15 protein-coding genes are annotated in these 15,907 nt (G+C 67.6%); all 15 read right to left on the bottom strand.

Annotated elements, in window-relative coordinates; genetic code table 11:
• Nucleotides 1-101: 101 nt before the first annotated feature.
• The 15 genes from FVA74_RS05700 to rsmH all read right to left on the bottom strand — a co-directional run bounded on the left by FVA74_RS05700 (nt 102) and on the right by rsmH (nt 15,863).
• Nucleotides 102-413, bottom strand: a complete 312-nt coding sequence (locus FVA74_RS05700) for a YggT family protein (RefSeq protein ID WP_147721112.1) — start codon at nt 411-413, stop codon at nt 102-104.
• A gap of 136 nt (nt 414-549) precedes the next feature.
• Nucleotides 550-1,041 carry a cell division protein SepF gene (locus FVA74_RS05695; RefSeq protein ID WP_147721110.1) on the bottom strand — a complete coding sequence of 164 codons (492 nt, stop codon included), beginning with the start codon at nt 1,039-1,041 and terminating at the stop codon, nt 550-552.
• 41 nt (nt 1,042-1,082) lie between these two features.
• Nucleotides 1,083-1,784 (bottom strand): YggS family pyridoxal phosphate-dependent enzyme, encoded by a 702-nt coding sequence (locus FVA74_RS05690; protein ID WP_370454528.1) that lies wholly within the window; start codon nt 1,782-1,784, stop codon nt 1,083-1,085.
• Nucleotides 1,785-1,786: 2 nt separating this feature from the next.
• Nucleotides 1,787-2,953 carry a cell division protein FtsZ gene (gene ftsZ / locus FVA74_RS05685; RefSeq protein ID WP_147721108.1) on the bottom strand — a complete coding sequence of 389 codons (1,167 nt, stop codon included), beginning with the start codon at nt 2,951-2,953 and terminating at the stop codon, nt 1,787-1,789.
• Nucleotides 2,954-3,110: 157 nt separating this feature from the next.
• The gene (locus FVA74_RS05680) at nt 3,111-3,782 is read right to left on the bottom strand and encodes an FtsQ-type POTRA domain-containing protein (RefSeq protein ID WP_206022672.1); all 672 of its coding nucleotides are present in this window, start codon (nt 3,780-3,782) and stop codon (nt 3,111-3,113) included.
• A 304-nt stretch (nt 3,783-4,086) separates the two neighbouring features.
• A complete protein-coding gene (gene murC, locus FVA74_RS05675; RefSeq protein ID WP_147721104.1) occupies nt 4,087-5,499 on the bottom strand; it encodes a UDP-N-acetylmuramate--L-alanine ligase in 1,413 nt (470 codons plus the stop codon).
• 5 nt (nt 5,500-5,504) lie between these two features.
• On the bottom strand, nt 5,505-6,581 hold the full coding sequence (locus FVA74_RS05670; protein WP_147721102.1) for a glycosyltransferase: 1,077 nt from the start codon (nt 6,579-6,581) through the stop codon (nt 5,505-5,507).
• Nucleotides 6,578-7,786, bottom strand: a complete 1,209-nt coding sequence (ftsW, locus tag FVA74_RS05665) for a putative lipid II flippase FtsW (protein ID WP_168220070.1) — start codon at nt 7,784-7,786, stop codon at nt 6,578-6,580. The genes FVA74_RS05670 and ftsW overlap by 4 nt, the downstream gene beginning before the upstream one ends.
• A 63-nt stretch (nt 7,787-7,849) precedes the next feature.
• Nucleotides 7,850-8,851 carry a hypothetical protein gene (locus FVA74_RS05660; protein WP_147721098.1) on the bottom strand — a complete coding sequence of 334 codons (1,002 nt, stop codon included), beginning with the start codon at nt 8,849-8,851 and terminating at the stop codon, nt 7,850-7,852.
• Entirely contained in the window at nt 8,848-9,954 is a 1,107-nt protein-coding gene (mraY, locus tag FVA74_RS05655; RefSeq protein ID WP_147721096.1) for a phospho-N-acetylmuramoyl-pentapeptide-transferase, read from the bottom strand. Before mraY ends, FVA74_RS05660 begins: the two co-directional genes overlap by 4 nt.
• Nucleotides 9,951-10,931, bottom strand: coding sequence for a Mur ligase family protein (locus tag FVA74_RS05650; RefSeq protein ID WP_147721094.1), 981 nt, complete (start codon nt 10,929-10,931; stop codon nt 9,951-9,953). The genes mraY and FVA74_RS05650 overlap by 4 nt, the downstream gene beginning before the upstream one ends.
• Entirely contained in the window at nt 10,922-12,460 is a 1,539-nt protein-coding gene (locus FVA74_RS05645) for a Mur ligase family protein (protein ID WP_147721092.1), read from the bottom strand. Before FVA74_RS05645 ends, FVA74_RS05650 begins: the two co-directional genes overlap by 10 nt.
• A gap of 13 nt (nt 12,461-12,473) precedes the next feature.
• On the bottom strand, nt 12,474-14,213 hold the full coding sequence (locus FVA74_RS05640; RefSeq protein ID WP_147721090.1) for a penicillin-binding protein 2: 1,740 nt from the start codon (nt 14,211-14,213) through the stop codon (nt 12,474-12,476).
• A 73-nt stretch (nt 14,214-14,286) separates the two neighbouring features.
• A complete protein-coding gene (locus FVA74_RS05635) occupies nt 14,287-14,910 on the bottom strand; it encodes a hypothetical protein (RefSeq protein WP_147721088.1) in 624 nt (207 codons plus the stop codon).
• Nucleotides 14,907-15,863: a 16S rRNA (cytosine(1402)-N(4))-methyltransferase RsmH gene (gene rsmH / locus FVA74_RS05630; RefSeq protein ID WP_147721086.1), complete on the bottom strand. Its 957-nt coding sequence runs from the start codon at nt 15,861-15,863 to the stop codon at nt 14,907-14,909. The genes FVA74_RS05635 and rsmH overlap by 4 nt, the downstream gene beginning before the upstream one ends.
• Nucleotides 15,864-15,907: the final 44 nt, after the last annotated feature.

The raw sequence follows: 15,907 nt of genomic DNA, 5'->3' as shown, positions 1-15,907 counted from the left end.
AAATTCTCTTGTCGATCGACAGTGCCGTCGAGCGTGAACGCTATCAGTGCCTGCTGTCCACCCACTGGGCTGACCGAAGGGCGCAGCGGACGATCACTAGATTACAGGTAAGCCGCCAATTGGCGACCCCATGAGATGACATAGAGCAACACCAACACCACGAGCATCACGATGCTCCAGGCGAAATCGAGCGAGATGCCGCCGAAGCGAACGGGAGGCACGAGTCGCCTGGTGAAGAGCACCGGTGGATCCGTCAGCGTGTAGACGCCCTCGGCGACCACGAGCAGCGCGCCCGTCGGCCGCCACCGCGGAGAGAACACGGTCACGAGTTCGAGCACGAACCGTGCCCACATCACCAGGAAATAGACGAAGAGGGCCACGTAGGCGATTGTGAGCAGAACGACGAGGATCATGGACCACCTGGGGATGCAGAGGGAGAGCCCGCCCCGCTCCGTACCGCTCGAGGGCGGCCCGGGAGTCGGGATGCGACGGGGCGCAAGGCCCGACGGGCGGAACGCCGCGCGGCCATTCTATTGCCGTAGCGAGAGCCTACTGCTGACCGTACAGCGCCTCTGCGTCATCACTGTGACCCTGGTCACCGCTGACGGCGACGTGGGCGGGCGACAGCAGGAAGACCTTCGAGGTCACACGCTCGATCTTGCCGTAGAGGCCCTGCGAGAGGCCACTCGCGAAGTCGACGAGGCGACGCGCATCCGGCTCGCTCATCTGAGACAGGTTGATGATGACCGGGATGCCCTCGCGGAAGCTCTCTGCGATGACCTGGGCGTCCTTGTACTGGCGGGGGTGGACAGTGAGGATCTCGTTCATTTCAGTGGGTCCCACCACTCGAGCGGGCGCGGGGCGACGAAGAGGCGTCACAGGCGCACGCTGGGCTGAATTCTGGGCAGGAACAGGAGCGGGCGCCGGGGCGGCGTGCTGCTGGACCGGGGCAGGCGCAGCGTTGGCCGGCTGCTCTTCGTAGTCGAATTCCTCATCGGCAAGGCCGAGGTACACCATCGTCTTGCGAAGTGGATTAGCCATTGGTTGTGAGCCTCCTGGTCGTTGCGTGTCTCGTCTTGAGATTAACCCGGCGTCGGCCGGTTTCCCGTGATTGCCGTGCCGATCCTGAGGTGTGTCGCGCCCTCGCGGATGGCGGCGGCATAGTCGTGCGACATGCCTGCGGAGATCGCGTCGGCGTGGGGCGAGAGCCGCCTCACTCGTTCCGAGGCCTCACGCACTCGCGCGAACGCCGAGGCGGGATCCTCGTCGAGGGGAGCCACCGCCATGACGCCACGCAGATTCAGGGCCTCGCTCTCGAGGACTTTCTCGACGAGGGCCTCCAGGTCGGGTTCCGCGACGCCACCGCGGCCGGGGTCGTCGGTCAGGTTGAGCTGCACGAAGCACTCAACGACACGGCCGTCGTCGCGCGAGAGCGCATCGACGAGCGACTCGCGATCGACGGAGTGGATGACGTCGGCGTACTGGCGCACAGCCTTTGCCTTCTTGCCCTGTAGCTGGCCGACGAAATGCCAGCGGAGGCCCGCGTCGCCAAGCTCGGCGAACTTCTCCTGTGCCTCCTGGTGCCGGTTCTCGCCCACATCCCGCACACCGAGCTGCGAGAGCTGCCGTATGAGCGAGACGGGGTGGAATTTCGTGACGACGATGAGCGTGATGTCATCGGCGCTGCGACCGGCGGATGCCGCGGCATCCGCAATTCCAGACCGCACCGTGTCGAGACGCTCGGCGAGCCGAGGGTCTGGAGTCGATGACAGTGGGTCGGAAATCGTCACTTCAGGAAGTCAGGGATGTCGAGACTGTCGTTGTTGTCATCGAACACCGGGTCGCTGGGTGCCTTGGGAAGCTCCGGCTCGGCAGACCAGTTCGAGGACGACGTTCCCTCGCCCTCGGATGAGGACGACGATGAGGATGAGTTGGCAGCAGGCGCGGAATCGGCGGAGGACGGGTCGACGAAGTTCGACCGGTGACCCTGGCGCTTGATGACTGGCTCTCCCCCATCGAAGCCTGCCGCGATGACCGTCACGCGAACCTCGTCGCCGAGCGTGTCATCGATGACGGCACCGAAGATGATGTTGGCCTCGGGGTGGACGGCCTCCTGCACGAGCTTTGCTGCGTCGTTGATCTCGAAGATGCCGAGGTTGGAGCCACCCTGCACGGAGAGCAGCACGCCGTGGGCCCCGTCGATGCTCGCCTCGAGCAGCGGAGACGCGACCGCAAGCTCGGCGGCCTTGATGGCCCGATCGGCACCCCGGGAGGAGCCGATGCCCATGAGCGCCGAACCGGCACCCTGCATGACCGACTTCACATCGGCGAAGTCGAGGTTGATGAGGCCGGGGGTTGTGATGAGGTCGGTGATGCCCTGGACACCCGCGAGGAGCACCTGGTCTGCCGTCGCGAAGGCCTCGAGGAAGCTGATGCCGCGGTCGCTGATCTCGAGCAGGCGGTCGTTGGGCACGACGATGAGCGTGTCAACCTCGCTCTTGAGTGCCGCGATGCCGAGCTCGGCCTGCGCCGCGCGCCGCTTGCCCTCGAAGCCGAAGGGGCGCGTCACGACACCGATGGTCAGCGCACCGATCGACTTGGCGATGCGTGCCACGACGGGCGCACCGCCCGTGCCGGTGCCGCCGCCCTCCCCGGCCGTGACGAAGACCATGTCGGCGCCCGCGAGGGCCTCCTCGATCTCGTCCGCGTGGTCCTCCGCTGCGCGGCGACCCACCTCAGGGTCAGCTCCGGCGCCGAGGCCGCGTGTCAGTTCGCGCCCGACGTCGAGCTTGACGTCGGCGTCGCTCATGAGGAGAGCCTGCGCGTCGGTGTTGATGGCGATGAACTCGACTCCGCGGAGCCCGAGCTCGATCATGCGGTTCACCGCATTCACGCCGCCGCCGCCGATGCCGACGACCTTGATCACGGCGAGGTAGTTCTGGTTTGTTGACACGTCCGGCCTCCGCTGGGAACTTTCAACCTCTACTAGAAGCTTAAAGTTATGCTCAGTATGTATTTCCTGACTGCGACGCTATGCGCGTCGCGCGCCGCATTCCCTCACCCAAGGGGCGTGTCGCGAAAAGAACCGCCAAACTCGCAGGAAGGAGGCGTCAGAGCGGGCGTACGACGGCACTGAGGGGCGCCGTCACATCGAACTCGACCGAGGCACCGGGGTCGTGCGCCGCCATGAGTCGTTCGAGGACGCGCGCCTTGAGCTCCGCACGGTCGGCGCTCCCCCAGACGATGCGTTGGCCGCCCGCCAGCTTGAGGGTCACGTCGTCCATCGTCGTCGCCGAGACCTGGTCGACCTGCGGCAGGAGTGGCTCGGGCAAGGCCAGGAGCACCTCGATGATGGCGTCGAAGACGTCACCGCCGATCTCGTCTTCTTCCACCTCAACGAGCGGCACGCCAGCCGGCCGAGCCTCTGTTCGCTCGATCTCCACCCCGGCAGGGTCGACCAGCACGTAGCCATCCGATGCCATGACGGATGCCACGGGCTGCCGTTCGACGACATGGATCACGAGGGTGTGCGGCGGAACCGCCTCCGTCACATAACTGCGGATGAGCGGAAACTCGGAAAGGTCGTCCGTGAGCTTGTCGAAGTCGAGCAGCGCGAGGGGCGTGCCGAGCTGGGAATCGACCGCCTCGCTCAGCTGCTCGGCATCGAGGCGCGCGGTGCCCGTCACCCTGATCTCTTGCAGGGCCAACAGCGGCGAATACACGGCGACGGCGATGAGCGTGGCGAACACCGTGACGACGCCGCCTGCCGTGATCCAAGCCATGCGACGGTTTCGGGCGCGACGCGTGAAACGACGTACCTCGGAACGCTCGAAACGTCGCCGCTCAGCAGCGGCCCTCCGTGCGTCGCGGCGAGCCGCGCGCGCGCTGGCCTTGGCCTCCTTCGCCGCGAGCTCTGCCTCACTTGGCTCGCGGCGCTGCCGCTTCTGCTTCGCCGGATGCGGTTCTCGGGGGGCTCGCTCTGGGCGCTTCGGGAGACTCGCTAGTGTGCTGACCCGCGCCCTCACCGCGTGCCGCGGTTCCGTGTCTTCCTCCACCGGAGGAGCGGGCGGGCGCGGGTCGAAGCCGTCAGGCCGTTTCATCCACCTGCTGGTTCCGCTCAAGTGCAGCAAGGAGCTGCGGGATGATGAGGTGGATGTCTCCCCCGCCCATGGGAATGAGGATGTCGCCGGGCCGTGCAATGCTCGCGGCATACTCGACTGCCTCGGACCAGTCCTCGATGTACTGCGCAACCGAGGCATCCGAGAAGCGCTCCGTGATGAGCCTGCCCGTGACGCCGGGGATGGGTTCCTGCCGCGCGGGATAGATCGGCACGACAATCGTGTGGTCGGCGAGCCGCTCGAGCGTGTCGGCGAACTCCTGCGCCATATCCTGCGTGCGAGTGAAGAGGTGAGGCTGGAAGACGGGGATGAGTCGCCCGGTTCCGACGACACCGCGGGCGCCCGACAGCGCCGCCTCCACCTCCGTGGGGTGGTGGGCGAAGTCGTCGAACACGCGCACTCCCCCGACCTCGCCGCGGAACTCGAATCGGCGCTCGGCACCCGCGAAGTGGGACAGCGCCTCAATCGAGTCCGCCGCATCGAAACCGAGGCCGACAAGCACGGCGAATGCGCCGGCCGCATTAAGGGCGTTGTGGAGTCCGGCGACGGCCAGCGTAACCCGGTGCTCCTCCCCCGCCCAGGACAGCGTGAACGCCACCTGCGGGCCCGTGTCGACGGCATGGATGCGCACGTCCGCGTTCTCCGACATGCCGAAGGTGAGCACCCGGCGGGCCGAGAGACGTGAGGTGATTCCCCGCGCGCCGGGATCGTCGGCCGAGATGACGACGAACTCGCTCGCGGTCTCGGCGAAACGCACGAACGCCTGCTCGAAGGCCTCTCGTGAACCGAAGTGGTCGAGGTGGTCGGGATCGACGTTCGTGATGAGCGCGACTGCGGTGTCGTAGAGGAGGAAGGACCCGTCGGACTCATCGGCCTCGACAACGAAGATTTCGCCCTCGCCGTGGGCCGCACTCGTGCCGAGCTCCCGGATCACGCCGCCGTTGACGAAGCTCGGGGCCGCCCCGCGCCTGAGCAGCGCGGAGACGAGCATCGCGGTGGAGGTGGTCTTGCCGTGCGCGCCCGCGACGGCGACGAGGCGGGAATCGCGCGTGAGCCATGCCAACGCCTGGGCACGGTGAAGGGCCGGGATGCCGCGCTCACGCGCCGCCAGGTACTCGGGGTTCGACTCCGAGATCGCGCCCGTGACCACGAGCGCATCGACCTCGCCCACGTTGGCGGCATCATGACCGATCGCGACGGGGATGCCCCGCTCGCGAAGGGAGTCGACGGTCGCGCCCTCGCGGGAATCCGAACCCGTGACGGCGATGCCCTGCTCATGGAACATGGCGGCGATACCGCTCATGCCGGCACCGCCGATGCCGACGAAGTGCACGGAGTCGAGGCGAGTGGGAATGGGGGTGGAGAAATCCGACTTGATCATCGTGCCTACCGTATCCCGACTGCCTCATGCACGAGATCGAGCATGCGGCGCGTGCCGTCGCGCACGCCAATCTCCCCAGCCCTCGTCGCCATCGCGGCGATGGCCGCCTCGTCCCGAAGCAGCGGCACGAGCGACGAACGCACCCACTCGGAGGTGAACTCGGCATTGTCGACCAGTCGCGCCGCGCCAGCATCGACTGCCTGCCGCGCGTTCAGCCGCTGCTCGCCATTGCCGATCGCAAGAGGAACGTACACGGCCGGGATGCCGAGCGCAGTGAGCTCACTGACGGTCGCCGAGCCGGCGCGTGAGACGGCAAGGTCGGCCACCGCGAGGGCCAGGTCCATGCGGTCGCAGTAGTCGAGCGGGTGGTAGTGCTCAGCCCGCACCGCCGCGCCCGAGTCGCGCGTGCCGGTGATGTGCAGCACCTGCCAGCCAGCACCCACGAGCTCGGTGACGGATGCCCGCACTGTCTCGTTGAGGCGCACGGCGCCGAGCGATCCCCCCGTCACGAGGAGGGTGCGGCGCGAGGGGTCGAGCCCGAACGACTGCAGGGCTTCACCGCGCACGGCAGCGCGGTCGAGCGTCTCGATCTCGGCGCGCAGCGGCATCCCGACGAACCGGGCGTGGCGAAGGGGCGTGCCCTCGAAGGCGACGCCCACGAAACGCGTGAACCGGCTGCCGAGGCGGTTCGCCATGCCCGGGCGGGCGTTCGCCTCGTGCAGTGCGAGCGGTACCCGTGCTCGCCGAGCGGCGAGGTAGGCAGGGGCGGCGACGTAGCCGCCGACACCCACGACGACGTCGACACCGCGGTCGCGGATGAGGGATTCGATGGAACGGATGACGCCCGACAGTCGCGAGGGGAACGCCAGGGCGGCCCTGCTCGGCCTGCGCGGGAAGGGCAGCTTCACGACCGTGACGAGCTCGTAGCCGCGCTCGGGCACCAGCCGGGCCTCGAGGCCCTCAGCGGTGCCGAGGACGATGATGCGAGCATCCGCTTCGTCGCGGCGGATCCGATCGGCGATGGCAAGGAGGGGGTTGACGTGCCCAGCCGTTCCCCCGCCACAGAGGAGGTACGTGGTCACCTGGCGACCCGCTGCCGCTGCTCGGCCGGTTTGCGGGCAAACGACAGGGCGATGCCGATCGCCGCCATGCCGGAGATGAGGGCCGTGCCACCGGCGGAGATCAGCGGCAGCGGAACGCCGAGCACGGGCAGCACGCCGAGCACGACCGCGATGTTGACAAAGGCCTGGCCGATGAGCCAGACCATGATGGTGCTCACCGCGATGCGGGCGAACGGGTCGCGGTTGGCGCGGATGATGCGAACGAAGGCGATGAGCATCACGACGAAGAGCGCGAGCACCGTGACCGCACCCAGCAGGCCGAGCTCCTCGCCGATGATCGCGAAGATGAAGTCGTTGTCGGCTTCTGGCAGCCAGTTCCACTTCGATTTGGAGTTGCCGAGGCCCACGCCGAAGATGCCACCGGATGCCAGCGCCCACCATCCATGGAGCGTCTGCCAGCAGGTGCCCAACCCGTCATCCGTCGTGACGCATCCGCCCTGCCAGGCAGAGATGCGCACCATACGGGAGGAACCGCCGGAGAACAGCACGATGGCGGCGAGACTCGCCATCGCGAGGAACGCCGTGCCGAGGTGCACGAGGCGGGCCCCCGCGAAGTAGAGGGTGCCGAACACCATGATGGTGAGGATGCTCGCAGTGCCGAGATCGCCACCGGCCATGACGAGCACGATGGCCGCGATCGCAACGGGGGCGAGCGGGATCACGAGCTCCTTCCAGTTGCGGAGCGCGGCCTGCTTGCGCGCGAGCACGAGGGCCATCCACACGACCATGGCAAGCTTGATCGTCTCGGACGGCTGGAAGCTGAAGCCCCCGACCTGGATCCAGTTCTGGTTTCCGTTGACGGCGTATCCGAGGGGCGTCGCGACCGTGAGGAGCTGGAGCCCGAGCGCGACGACGATCGCGACGGGAGCCCACTTCTTCCAGAAGATGGCCGGCGCCCGCGACGCCAGGAGCATGATGGGCAGCCCGATCACGGCGAAAAGCGCCTGCCGCTCGATGCCCCCGAAGAACTTCTGCGATTCCGTGTAGGAGGTGACCGACGATGCGGAGAGCACCATGACGAGCCCAAATGCGACAAGGAAGAGCGTCGTGCCGAGGAGCAGGTAGAAGTTCGCTGTCTCGGCACCGAAGAGCTTGCGGACGGCCACCACCGCGCCGGCACCGCGGGGGGCCGACCTCGTCGAGTCGATGGTGGGTGTGTCAGTCACCCGTCTAGTCTCGGTCACCTTCTCGCCTCCGGGCTCACGCTCGGCGCGTGTCGTCCCACGCGATCACTCGGATGCCGTGCCGAGGCCCCTGAGTGCGGCGTTCAAGGCAGAGATGGGTGCACCGAAGGAGCGCGCGAGCGCCGCTGCCGCCAGCACCTCGTTGAGTCCACTCGCCGTGGCCAGTCCGGCGGCGTCGAGCATGTCGACCGTGCCGAACTCGAGCGCCGACTCCCGGCGCTCTTCGAGAAAGGCCCTGTCGCAGAGGATTCCCTCCACGACGCCGAAATCGCTCGGGCCGGGAATGCCCGCGCCGAAGCCAATTGCGCGGCATCCCTCCTCGACCTCTGCCTCTTCAACCATGTGCATGGTGGCGTCGTCGGCCCGGTTGTAGACGCACGCGACCTGTGCCCCCTCGTAGACCCGGCCCAGCAGATCGACGGCCGCGCCCGTGCCCGAGGTGAGGCAGGCAGCCGACCAGGCGGCTACCGAGGGCGAGTAGCGGAGGTCCTCTGCCGATACGGCGACGACGAGGCACTCCCACTGCTCCGGGACGCGCAGCGCGTCGAGCACCGGCACGCCAGCCGTGGTGTCGCCGCAGGCCATGGCCCGTGCGCCTGCCGCCAGCAGCATGGCCTCCGTCAGGTGCGCGGCCCGACCGGCTTCCGAGCCGCCCGCCGTGAGCAACCACGGGGCGGGCTCGCCGTTCTTGTCACGCAGCCTCCATGCGAGTTCGATGTCACTCGCTACCGGGACGCCCTCCTCGTCAGCCCACTGGACGAGCGGATGCTCGGTGCTCCCGGCACTCACGACGAGCACATCTGGCCGCCACTGGGCCACGAGGTCCTCGGCCTCCTGCAGCCCCACGATGAGTCGTGCTCCGATGACGTCGACGAGCTGGGCGAGGTCGGACGAGTGTTCGCCCTCCGATACGACCGTGACATCCGCGCCGAGTTCGGTGAGCGTATCCGCAACGGCAAAACCGCGGGTATCCAGCCCGACCATCATCACTCGCAGGCCGGCCCAATCATGGTGCCAACTGCGCAGGGCATCCCACCGATGGCTCATGGCAGGAGCGCAAGCCACTCGATGTAGAAGAGGAACACGCCGCTCGCGACGAAGAGCCCCGCGATGAGCCAGAACCGCACGACGATCGTGACCTCGGGCCACCCGACCATCTCGAAGTGGTGGTGCAGCGGGCTCGCGCGCCAGATGCGCTTGCCCTTGGTCGCCTTGAAGTAGAGGCGCTGGATGATGACCTGGCCTGTCACGATGACGAAGATGCCGCCCAGGAGCACGAGGAGCAGCTCGGTGCGCGAGAGGATCGCGAGGGCCGCGAGGGCGCCGCCAAGGCCGAAGGAGCCGGTGTCGCCCATCATGATCTGCGCGGGCGAGGTGTTCCACCAGAGGAAGCCGATGAGGGCACCGACGATGGAGGCCGCGATCACTGCGAGGTCGAGAGGACTCGAGACGACGTAGCACTGCTCGGCAACGGCAGGGTCGAGCCGCGGGGCGAAGCACGACTGGTTCTGCTGCCAGAAGCCGATGATGATGTATGAGCCGATCGCGAAGATCGATGAGCCCGCTGCGAGGCCGTCGAGACCGTCGGTCAGGTTGACGGCGTTCGACACGCTCGTCGTGATGAGCACCATCCAGGCGATCGCAAGCGCTGTGCCGAGGCCCACGCCGAAGATCGCCGTCAGGTCGAGGAAGGGCAAGTCACGCGTCAGCGAGATGGCGGTCGATGCGGGGCTCAACCCGTTCTCGTCGCGGTAGCTGAGGGCCAGGCCGGCGAAGACGACGGCGACGATCACGGTGCCGATGATCTTCGCGGGACCGCTCAGGCCGAGGCTGTTCTGCCGCGTGACCTTCATGAAGTCATCGAGGAAGCCGATGAGGCCGAGGCCGACCATCATCAGGATGACGAGCAAGGCCGGTACGGAGGGTGTCTCGCGGCCCACGATGTTGCCAAGGAAGTAGCCAACGACGGCCGCCAGGATGAAGACCACACCGCCCATCGAGGGGGTGCCGCGCTTGACGACGTGGGTGGTTGGGGTGTCCGCGCGCACGAACTGGCCGAGGTTCATCCGGCGGAACGTCCGCGCGAAGAGCGGCGTCAGCAGGAGCGAGAAGGCGAGGGAGACGCCGCCCGCGACCAGCAGGGGGATCATCGGGCGCCTCCCTGCTGCGCGCCGAGGGCGGAGAGGATCGTTGTCGCCGCTTCGCGGCTCTTCACCAGCACGACATCTCCCGGGCGCACGACTTCACGCACTCGATCGTAGGCTGCCGCCGCATCCGCCACGAGCACCGACTCTCCATTCCATGAGCCTTCCAAGCCCGCCGCGTTGTGGATGTGGCGGGCGTTGTCGCCGACCACGATGAGGGAGGAAATGTTCAATCGCACGACGATGCGCCCGATCCTGTCGTGCGCTTCCCGGTGCAACTCGGCAGCAAGCGCCGCAGAGTCCTCGGATGGACCGAGGTCGAGTTCGCCGATGACCGCGACAGTGCGGTGGCCCTCCGTGCCGAACATGGCCAGTGCCTTCAGCCCGGCCGTCACCGACTCGGGTGCCATCGACGCGGAGTCGTCGATCAGCAGGATGTCGCCACCGGCATCCACGGGGCTCATGATGCCCTCCCCCGCTGCGCTGAGAGCTTCGAGCGCGGCGACCGCGTTCGCGAGGGGCACGCCATTGGCGTGTGCCGCGGCAAGGGCTCCGAGCGAGTTCTCGGCGAGGTGCTCGCCCAGGAGCGAGAGGCGCACGTCGGCGCGGTCCGAGCCGATGGTCACGGCGTAGTCGGTGCCGCCTGTGCTCGCGTGGAGTCCAGCCCCGCGCACCTCGGCCGTCGCGTCGAAGCCGAAGGTCACGACGCGGGCGCCCGTGAGCCGGGCCGCCTCGATGAGGCGGGCGTCCGAGGCTGGAACGGCCACGATTGACTCGAGATCGAGCGAGGAGAGCACTTCGCCCCACGATTTCGCTGGCGCATCAGGCGCCGCTTCGGAGCTGCCGCGCGAGAGCAGCACGACCGTGCGCCTGGGGTTGTGCGACGTGGCGCCCAGCACGGCGGTGAGCATGGCGGAGGTCGACGAGCGGCCGACGGTACCGACGACCGTCGCGACGCTCGCGGTCGCCTGCACTATGCCCACCCCGCCTCGCGCAGGGCGGCGCGCGCCTCGGCACGAGCGGAGTACGGCGTGCGCACCCCGCGGATGTCGCGGTAGTCCTGGTGACCTGGTCCCGCCCACAGGATCGAGTCGCCCTCACGGGCAAGCGACACGGCGTGGCGGATCGCCTGCTCAGGCGGGCTCACCTCGTGCAGTTCGGCCTGGTTCTCGGCGAGGCTGGCCCCCTCGATGAGGGTCCTGCGAATCGCCGCCGGGTCTTCGAAGCGCGGGTGGTGATCGGTGACGACGAGGATGTCCGAGTACTCGGATGCGATGCGCCCCATCTCGTGACGTTTGGTCGCGTCGCGGTCACCATCGGCGCCGAAGACCATGATCGTGCGGCCGGTCGTGAAGCGACGGACCGCCGTGAGGGTGTTGAGGAAGGCGTCGGGGCTGTGCCCGAAGTCAACGAACACTGCGGGGCCGCGTTCGCCCGAGACCCGCTCGGTTCGTCCGGGCAGGTACGCCTCGATGCCGTCCTTGACCGCGTGCCCGATGGCCTCGAGCTCGAAACCGGCCTCAACGAGCATGACGATCGAGAGCGCGGCATTCGCCGCCATGTGCCGGCCGATGAGGGGCACACTGGTCTCGATCGAGCGCCCCTGCGGGCCGGTGAGGCGGAATGAGGTGTACTCGGCCCGCTCCTCAAGGATCTCGACACCCCACTCGGCATCCGTTCCCTCGGTCGATGCGATCGTTGTGACCGGGATGCGTGACTCATCAACGACACGCTGCCCCCAGGGGGAATCGAGCGACACGACGCCGCGACGCGCGCGTTCCGGGTCGAAGAAGGCAAGCTTCGCCTCGAAGTACTCGTCCATGTCGGCGTAGTCGTCGAGGTGGTCGTGGCTGAGGTTCGTGAACGAAACGACGTCGAAGGAGATGCCGTCCACCCGGTGATGGCTGAGCGCCTGCGCGCTCACCTCGAGCACGGCGGCGCGCACCTCGCTCTCGCGCATCCGTGCGAGGAGCGCGTGGATCTCACTCGCCTCGGGGGTGGTCAGACGGCTCACAACGGTGAGGTCCCCAATGTGCCGCTCGGCCGTCGTGCTGAGGCCCGTCACGAGACCGAGCTGGCGAAGGATGCCCTCGAGGATGTACGCCGTCGAGGTTTTGCCGTTCGTGCCGGTGATGCCGAGCATGAGCGGCGGATGTTCGTTGCTTTGGTAGAGCCAGGACGAGACCTCGCCCAGGGCCGCCCTCGGCGAGTCGACCAGCACGATGGGGAGTCCGCAGCCTGCGGCGATGTCAGCGCCACGGGCATCCGTCAGCAGGGCGACAGCGCCCGAGTCGCGGGCTGCCTCTGCGAACTGGGCACCGTGTGCCGCCGCTCCCGGCATGCCGACGAAGAGGTCACCCGGCTGCACCTCGTTGGAGCGAAGCGTGATTCCGGTCAGTTCGACGCCGTCGAGCGAGCCGATTGACTCCAGTTGGAATTCGGAGACGAGGCCCGTCAGCGATCTCGCCGACGGATGTTCAGGGCGAAGGACCGGGGGTATCCGATCAGCCAATGGGTCCTCTTTCTCACCAGGTGGTCGGGAGGCTCGGGGCCGGCTGCGTGGACGGCTCGACACGGTAGGTCTTGAGCACCTGGGTCATGATCTTTTGGAAGGTGGGGGCCGCCGCCGCGGAAGTCCTAATTGTATCCGGCTTGACGAAGCTGACGATCACGACGTACTCGGGATCCTCCGCGGGAGCCATGCCTGCGACGGAGACGACTCGTTCCGAGCTGTAGACGCCGTTGATGGCAAGCTGCGCCGTTCCCGACTTGGCGGCGACGCGGTAGCCGGGGATCGTCAGCATGTTGGCGAGGTCTCCACCAGTGGCGACCGTCTCCATCATCCCGACGACCTGCTCGGCGCTCGACTGGGAGACGACGCTGACGGGCTCCGGCTTCGGCTTCTCGACGACGGTTCCATCGGGCAGCGTGCACTTGTCGACGAGCGTGAGCGGCAGGCGCACTCCGTCGTTGCCGAGCGCCTGGTAGGCGCCCGCAAGCTGCGCGAGGGTCGCGGCGACGCCCTGGCCGTAGGAGACGTCGTATTTCTGTTGCGAGTCCCAGTAGTCCGAGAGGATGCCGGCGCTCTCGCCCTGGAAGCCGACCGAGGTCTGTGCGCCCATGCCGAACTTTTTCAGATAGTCGTACCGCACGGAGTTCGAGAGCTTGGTCGACAGCATCGAGATGCCGACATTCGACGAGGTCTGGATCACTCCCGCGAGCGTCAATCTCGCCTCGGGGTGTGGCACGGCATCCCGCACCTGACCGCCCTCGGGCGTCTGCCACAGCGACGGTACCGTGAGCTGCGTCGCCGGCGTCGCCGCGCCCTCCTCGAGGAGCATCGCTGCGCTGAGCGGCTTGAAGGTCGAGCCCTGCTCGTAGGCGGCGTTGAACCCGGCCGAGCCGAGGTGCTCGACGGGTGTCGCGTCGACGTTGTTCGGGTCAACGGCGGGCCAGTCCGCGAGGGCCATGATGTGAGCATCCTTGACCCGGACGACGATCGCGGATGCGGAATCGGCCCCGATTGCGATCGCCTGCTCTGCGAGGCGCTGGTTGGTAAACCATTGCAGGTCGCTGTCGATCGTGAGTGAGAGCGATCCGCCGTCGATCGCCTCCTTTGTCACGACGGTGCTCCCGGGGAGTCGCACGCCGTCGACCCCGCGCTCATACGTCGAGGTGCCCGGCTCGCTCCTCAGGCAGTCGTTCTCGGTGTACTCGAGCCCGTTCTGGGGACCGTCCGTGCCCTCGAAGCCGACGAGGTTGCCCGCCACCGCGCCATTCGGATAGGTGCGATCGGGAAGGGATTCGAAGTACAACCACGGAATATTGAGCTCCCGCACGGCACGGTACTGCTCAGTGTCGAGGTTCTTCGCGAGGATCTCGTAGTTCGAGTCGGGATTGCTTGTGATCTGCATGTACAGGTCAGCGGCGTTGCCGCCCGTGACGGCCGCGAGCTCCTCGAGCGCGTCGAGCGCGGTGACGGTCTCGACGGTGTCGTCATCGAGCTCCCGCACGAAGGTGTCCTTGACGATCTTCGGCGCGACCGTCACGTTGTAGCGCAGCACCGTGTCGGCAAGGACGGTGCCATTCGTGTCGAGGATCTGCCCGCGGATGCCGTGTGTCGTCATCGCGACGGCCCGCTTGTTGACGGACGCCTCATTGAGTTCGTTTGCCCGCACGACCTGGAAGTCGACGAGGCGAACCACGAAGACGGCGACGATCGCGAGTGTCACGACGATCGCGGTTGCAAGCCTGCGACTACTCATCCGCCTGTCGTTCACTACCCACCTCGCCCATCACTGCTCGGATCCTGCATTCTGAGAACACCCGTGGTCGCCGCTATTGCGTCACGGGGGCGGGGATGCCGTCCGGGAACGACGGTACAGACTGGTCTGCCACACCCGGTTGCGCCACGCCCGCCGCGTCGCCTGCCGAGTCAGCAGCCGCGGCGGCAGCGGCGGCAGCGGCGGACTCCGCCGCAAGAAGGCCTCCCATGTCGGGAATCTCGCCGATCAATTCGTTGGAGATGAGGAGCGTGCCGTTCTCGCCGATGACGCCTCCCGCACCCTCACTCGCTGCCGTCGGCACGCCGAGCACGGCACCCGTCGCGAGACTCAGGTAGACCGCGCTCTCATTGCTCACCATTCCGAGTGACTCGGCGCGCGCGGCAAGGTTTTGGGGCGAGTTCAGCACGTCGAGCTTCTCGCTCAGGATCTGCTCGTCGCGGCTCAACTCCTTGCGGTCGGCCTGAAGCGCTGCAATCTCGTAGGCGCCGTCAGCGAGGGCGATGCTCAGGAGCAGTTGCGAGACGAGCACGGCGAAGAGGCCGCCGACGACGACCATCGCGTAGGCGAGCCGCGGGCGGGAACGGCGCTGCTGGCGCGTCGGCGCGATCTCGATATAGGGGGCCGGCTCCTCGTGTGGGCGTGGCGCCACACGGGCCTGTGCGTGAACGGCGCTCATGCCGCCCTCCTGATGCGTTCGGCGGCGCGGAGCCGCACGGGGATGGCACGTGGGTTGAGTTCGCGCTCCTGCTCGGGCGCGAGCTCTGCACCCCTGACGAGGAGCCGAAGCTCGGGCGCGTGTTCCGGCAGTTCCACGGGGAGCCCGGCCGGCGCGCTCGACGTCGAGTGGGCTGCGAGATACCGCTTGACGAGGCGGTCCTCGAGGGACTGGTAGGCAAGCACGACGATGCGACCGCCGACCCCGAGGCTGTCGACGGCGGCCGGGATGGCCCGCTCGAGCACGGCGAGCTCCTGGTTGACCTCGATACGCAGCGCCTGGAAGACGCGCTTGGCGGGGTGGCCCTTGCGCTGGATCGCGACAGGCGTCGCCTCCGTGATGATGCGCACCAGTTGAGCGGATGAGGTGAGCGGCGTGCGAGCGCGCTCCGCGACGATTCGCTGGGCGTAGCGGGGGGCGAGTCGCTCCTCGCCATAGTCGCGGAAGATCCGCCGAAGCTCGGCCTCGGAGTACTCCGCCAGCACGCGCTCGGCAGTCAGGTCGGATGTCGAGTCCATGCGCATGTCGAGGGGCGCATCCTTCGAATAGGAGAAGCCTCGCTCCACGCGGTCGAGCTGGAGCGACGAGACGCCGAGGTCGAAGAGGATGCCCTGCACCTCCGCAATGCCGAGCCCGTCGAGTGCTTCCTCAAACTCGTCGTAGATGGTGTGGACGAGGTGCACTCGGTCACCGAAGCGCTCGAGGCGTTGGCCCGCGATGGCGAGCGCCTCGGGGTCGCGGTCGAGCCCGACGAGGGTCAGCCCCGGGAACCGCTCGAGGAGGGCCTCGGAATGACCTCCCATGCCGAGGGTTGCGTCCACGACGACCGCGCCGGGTTCACTGATGGCGGGCGCGAGCAACTCAATCGTGCGCTCGAGCATGACGGGGGTGTGGATCTCGTTGGCTTCAGTCATGTCATTTCCCGATGCCCCCTCGGTCTGATCCCCATCCGACTCGA

This window comes from Salinibacterium sp. dk2585, assembly GCF_008001035.1.
Lineage (GTDB): Bacteria > Actinomycetota > Actinomycetes > Actinomycetales > Microbacteriaceae > Homoserinimonas.
The sequence above is the reverse complement of the archived record's forward strand: the minus strand, read 5'-3'. Positions and strand labels throughout refer to the sequence as shown.

Coding starts and splice junctions, on each gene's coding strand:
- mraY (WP_147721096.1), bottom strand. CDS start 9,954: ATGATCCCCCTGCTGGTCGCGGGCGGCGTCTCCCTCGCCTTCTCGCTC.
- FVA74_RS05695 (WP_147721110.1), bottom strand. CDS start 1,041: ATGGCTAATCCACTTCGCAAGACGATGGTGTACCTCGGCCTTGCCGAT.
- FVA74_RS05640 (WP_147721090.1), bottom strand. CDS start 14,213: ATGAGTAGTCGCAGGCTTGCAACCGCGATCGTCGTGACACTCGCGATC.
- FVA74_RS05635 (WP_147721088.1), bottom strand. CDS start 14,910: ATGAGCGCCGTTCACGCACAGGCCCGTGTGGCGCCACGCCCACACGAG.
- FVA74_RS05680 (WP_206022672.1), bottom strand. CDS start 3,782: ATGGCTTGGATCACGGCAGGCGGCGTCGTCACGGTGTTCGCCACGCTC.
- murC (WP_147721104.1), bottom strand. CDS start 5,499: ATGATCAAGTCGGATTTCTCCACCCCCATTCCCACTCGCCTCGACTCC.
- FVA74_RS05660 (WP_147721098.1), bottom strand. CDS start 8,851: ATGAGCCATCGGTGGGATGCCCTGCGCAGTTGGCACCATGATTGGGCC.
- rsmH (WP_147721086.1), bottom strand. CDS start 15,863: ATGACTGAAGCCAACGAGATCCACACCCCCGTCATGCTCGAGCGCACG.
- FVA74_RS05700 (WP_147721112.1), bottom strand. CDS start 413: ATGATCCTCGTCGTTCTGCTCACAATCGCCTACGTGGCCCTCTTCGTC.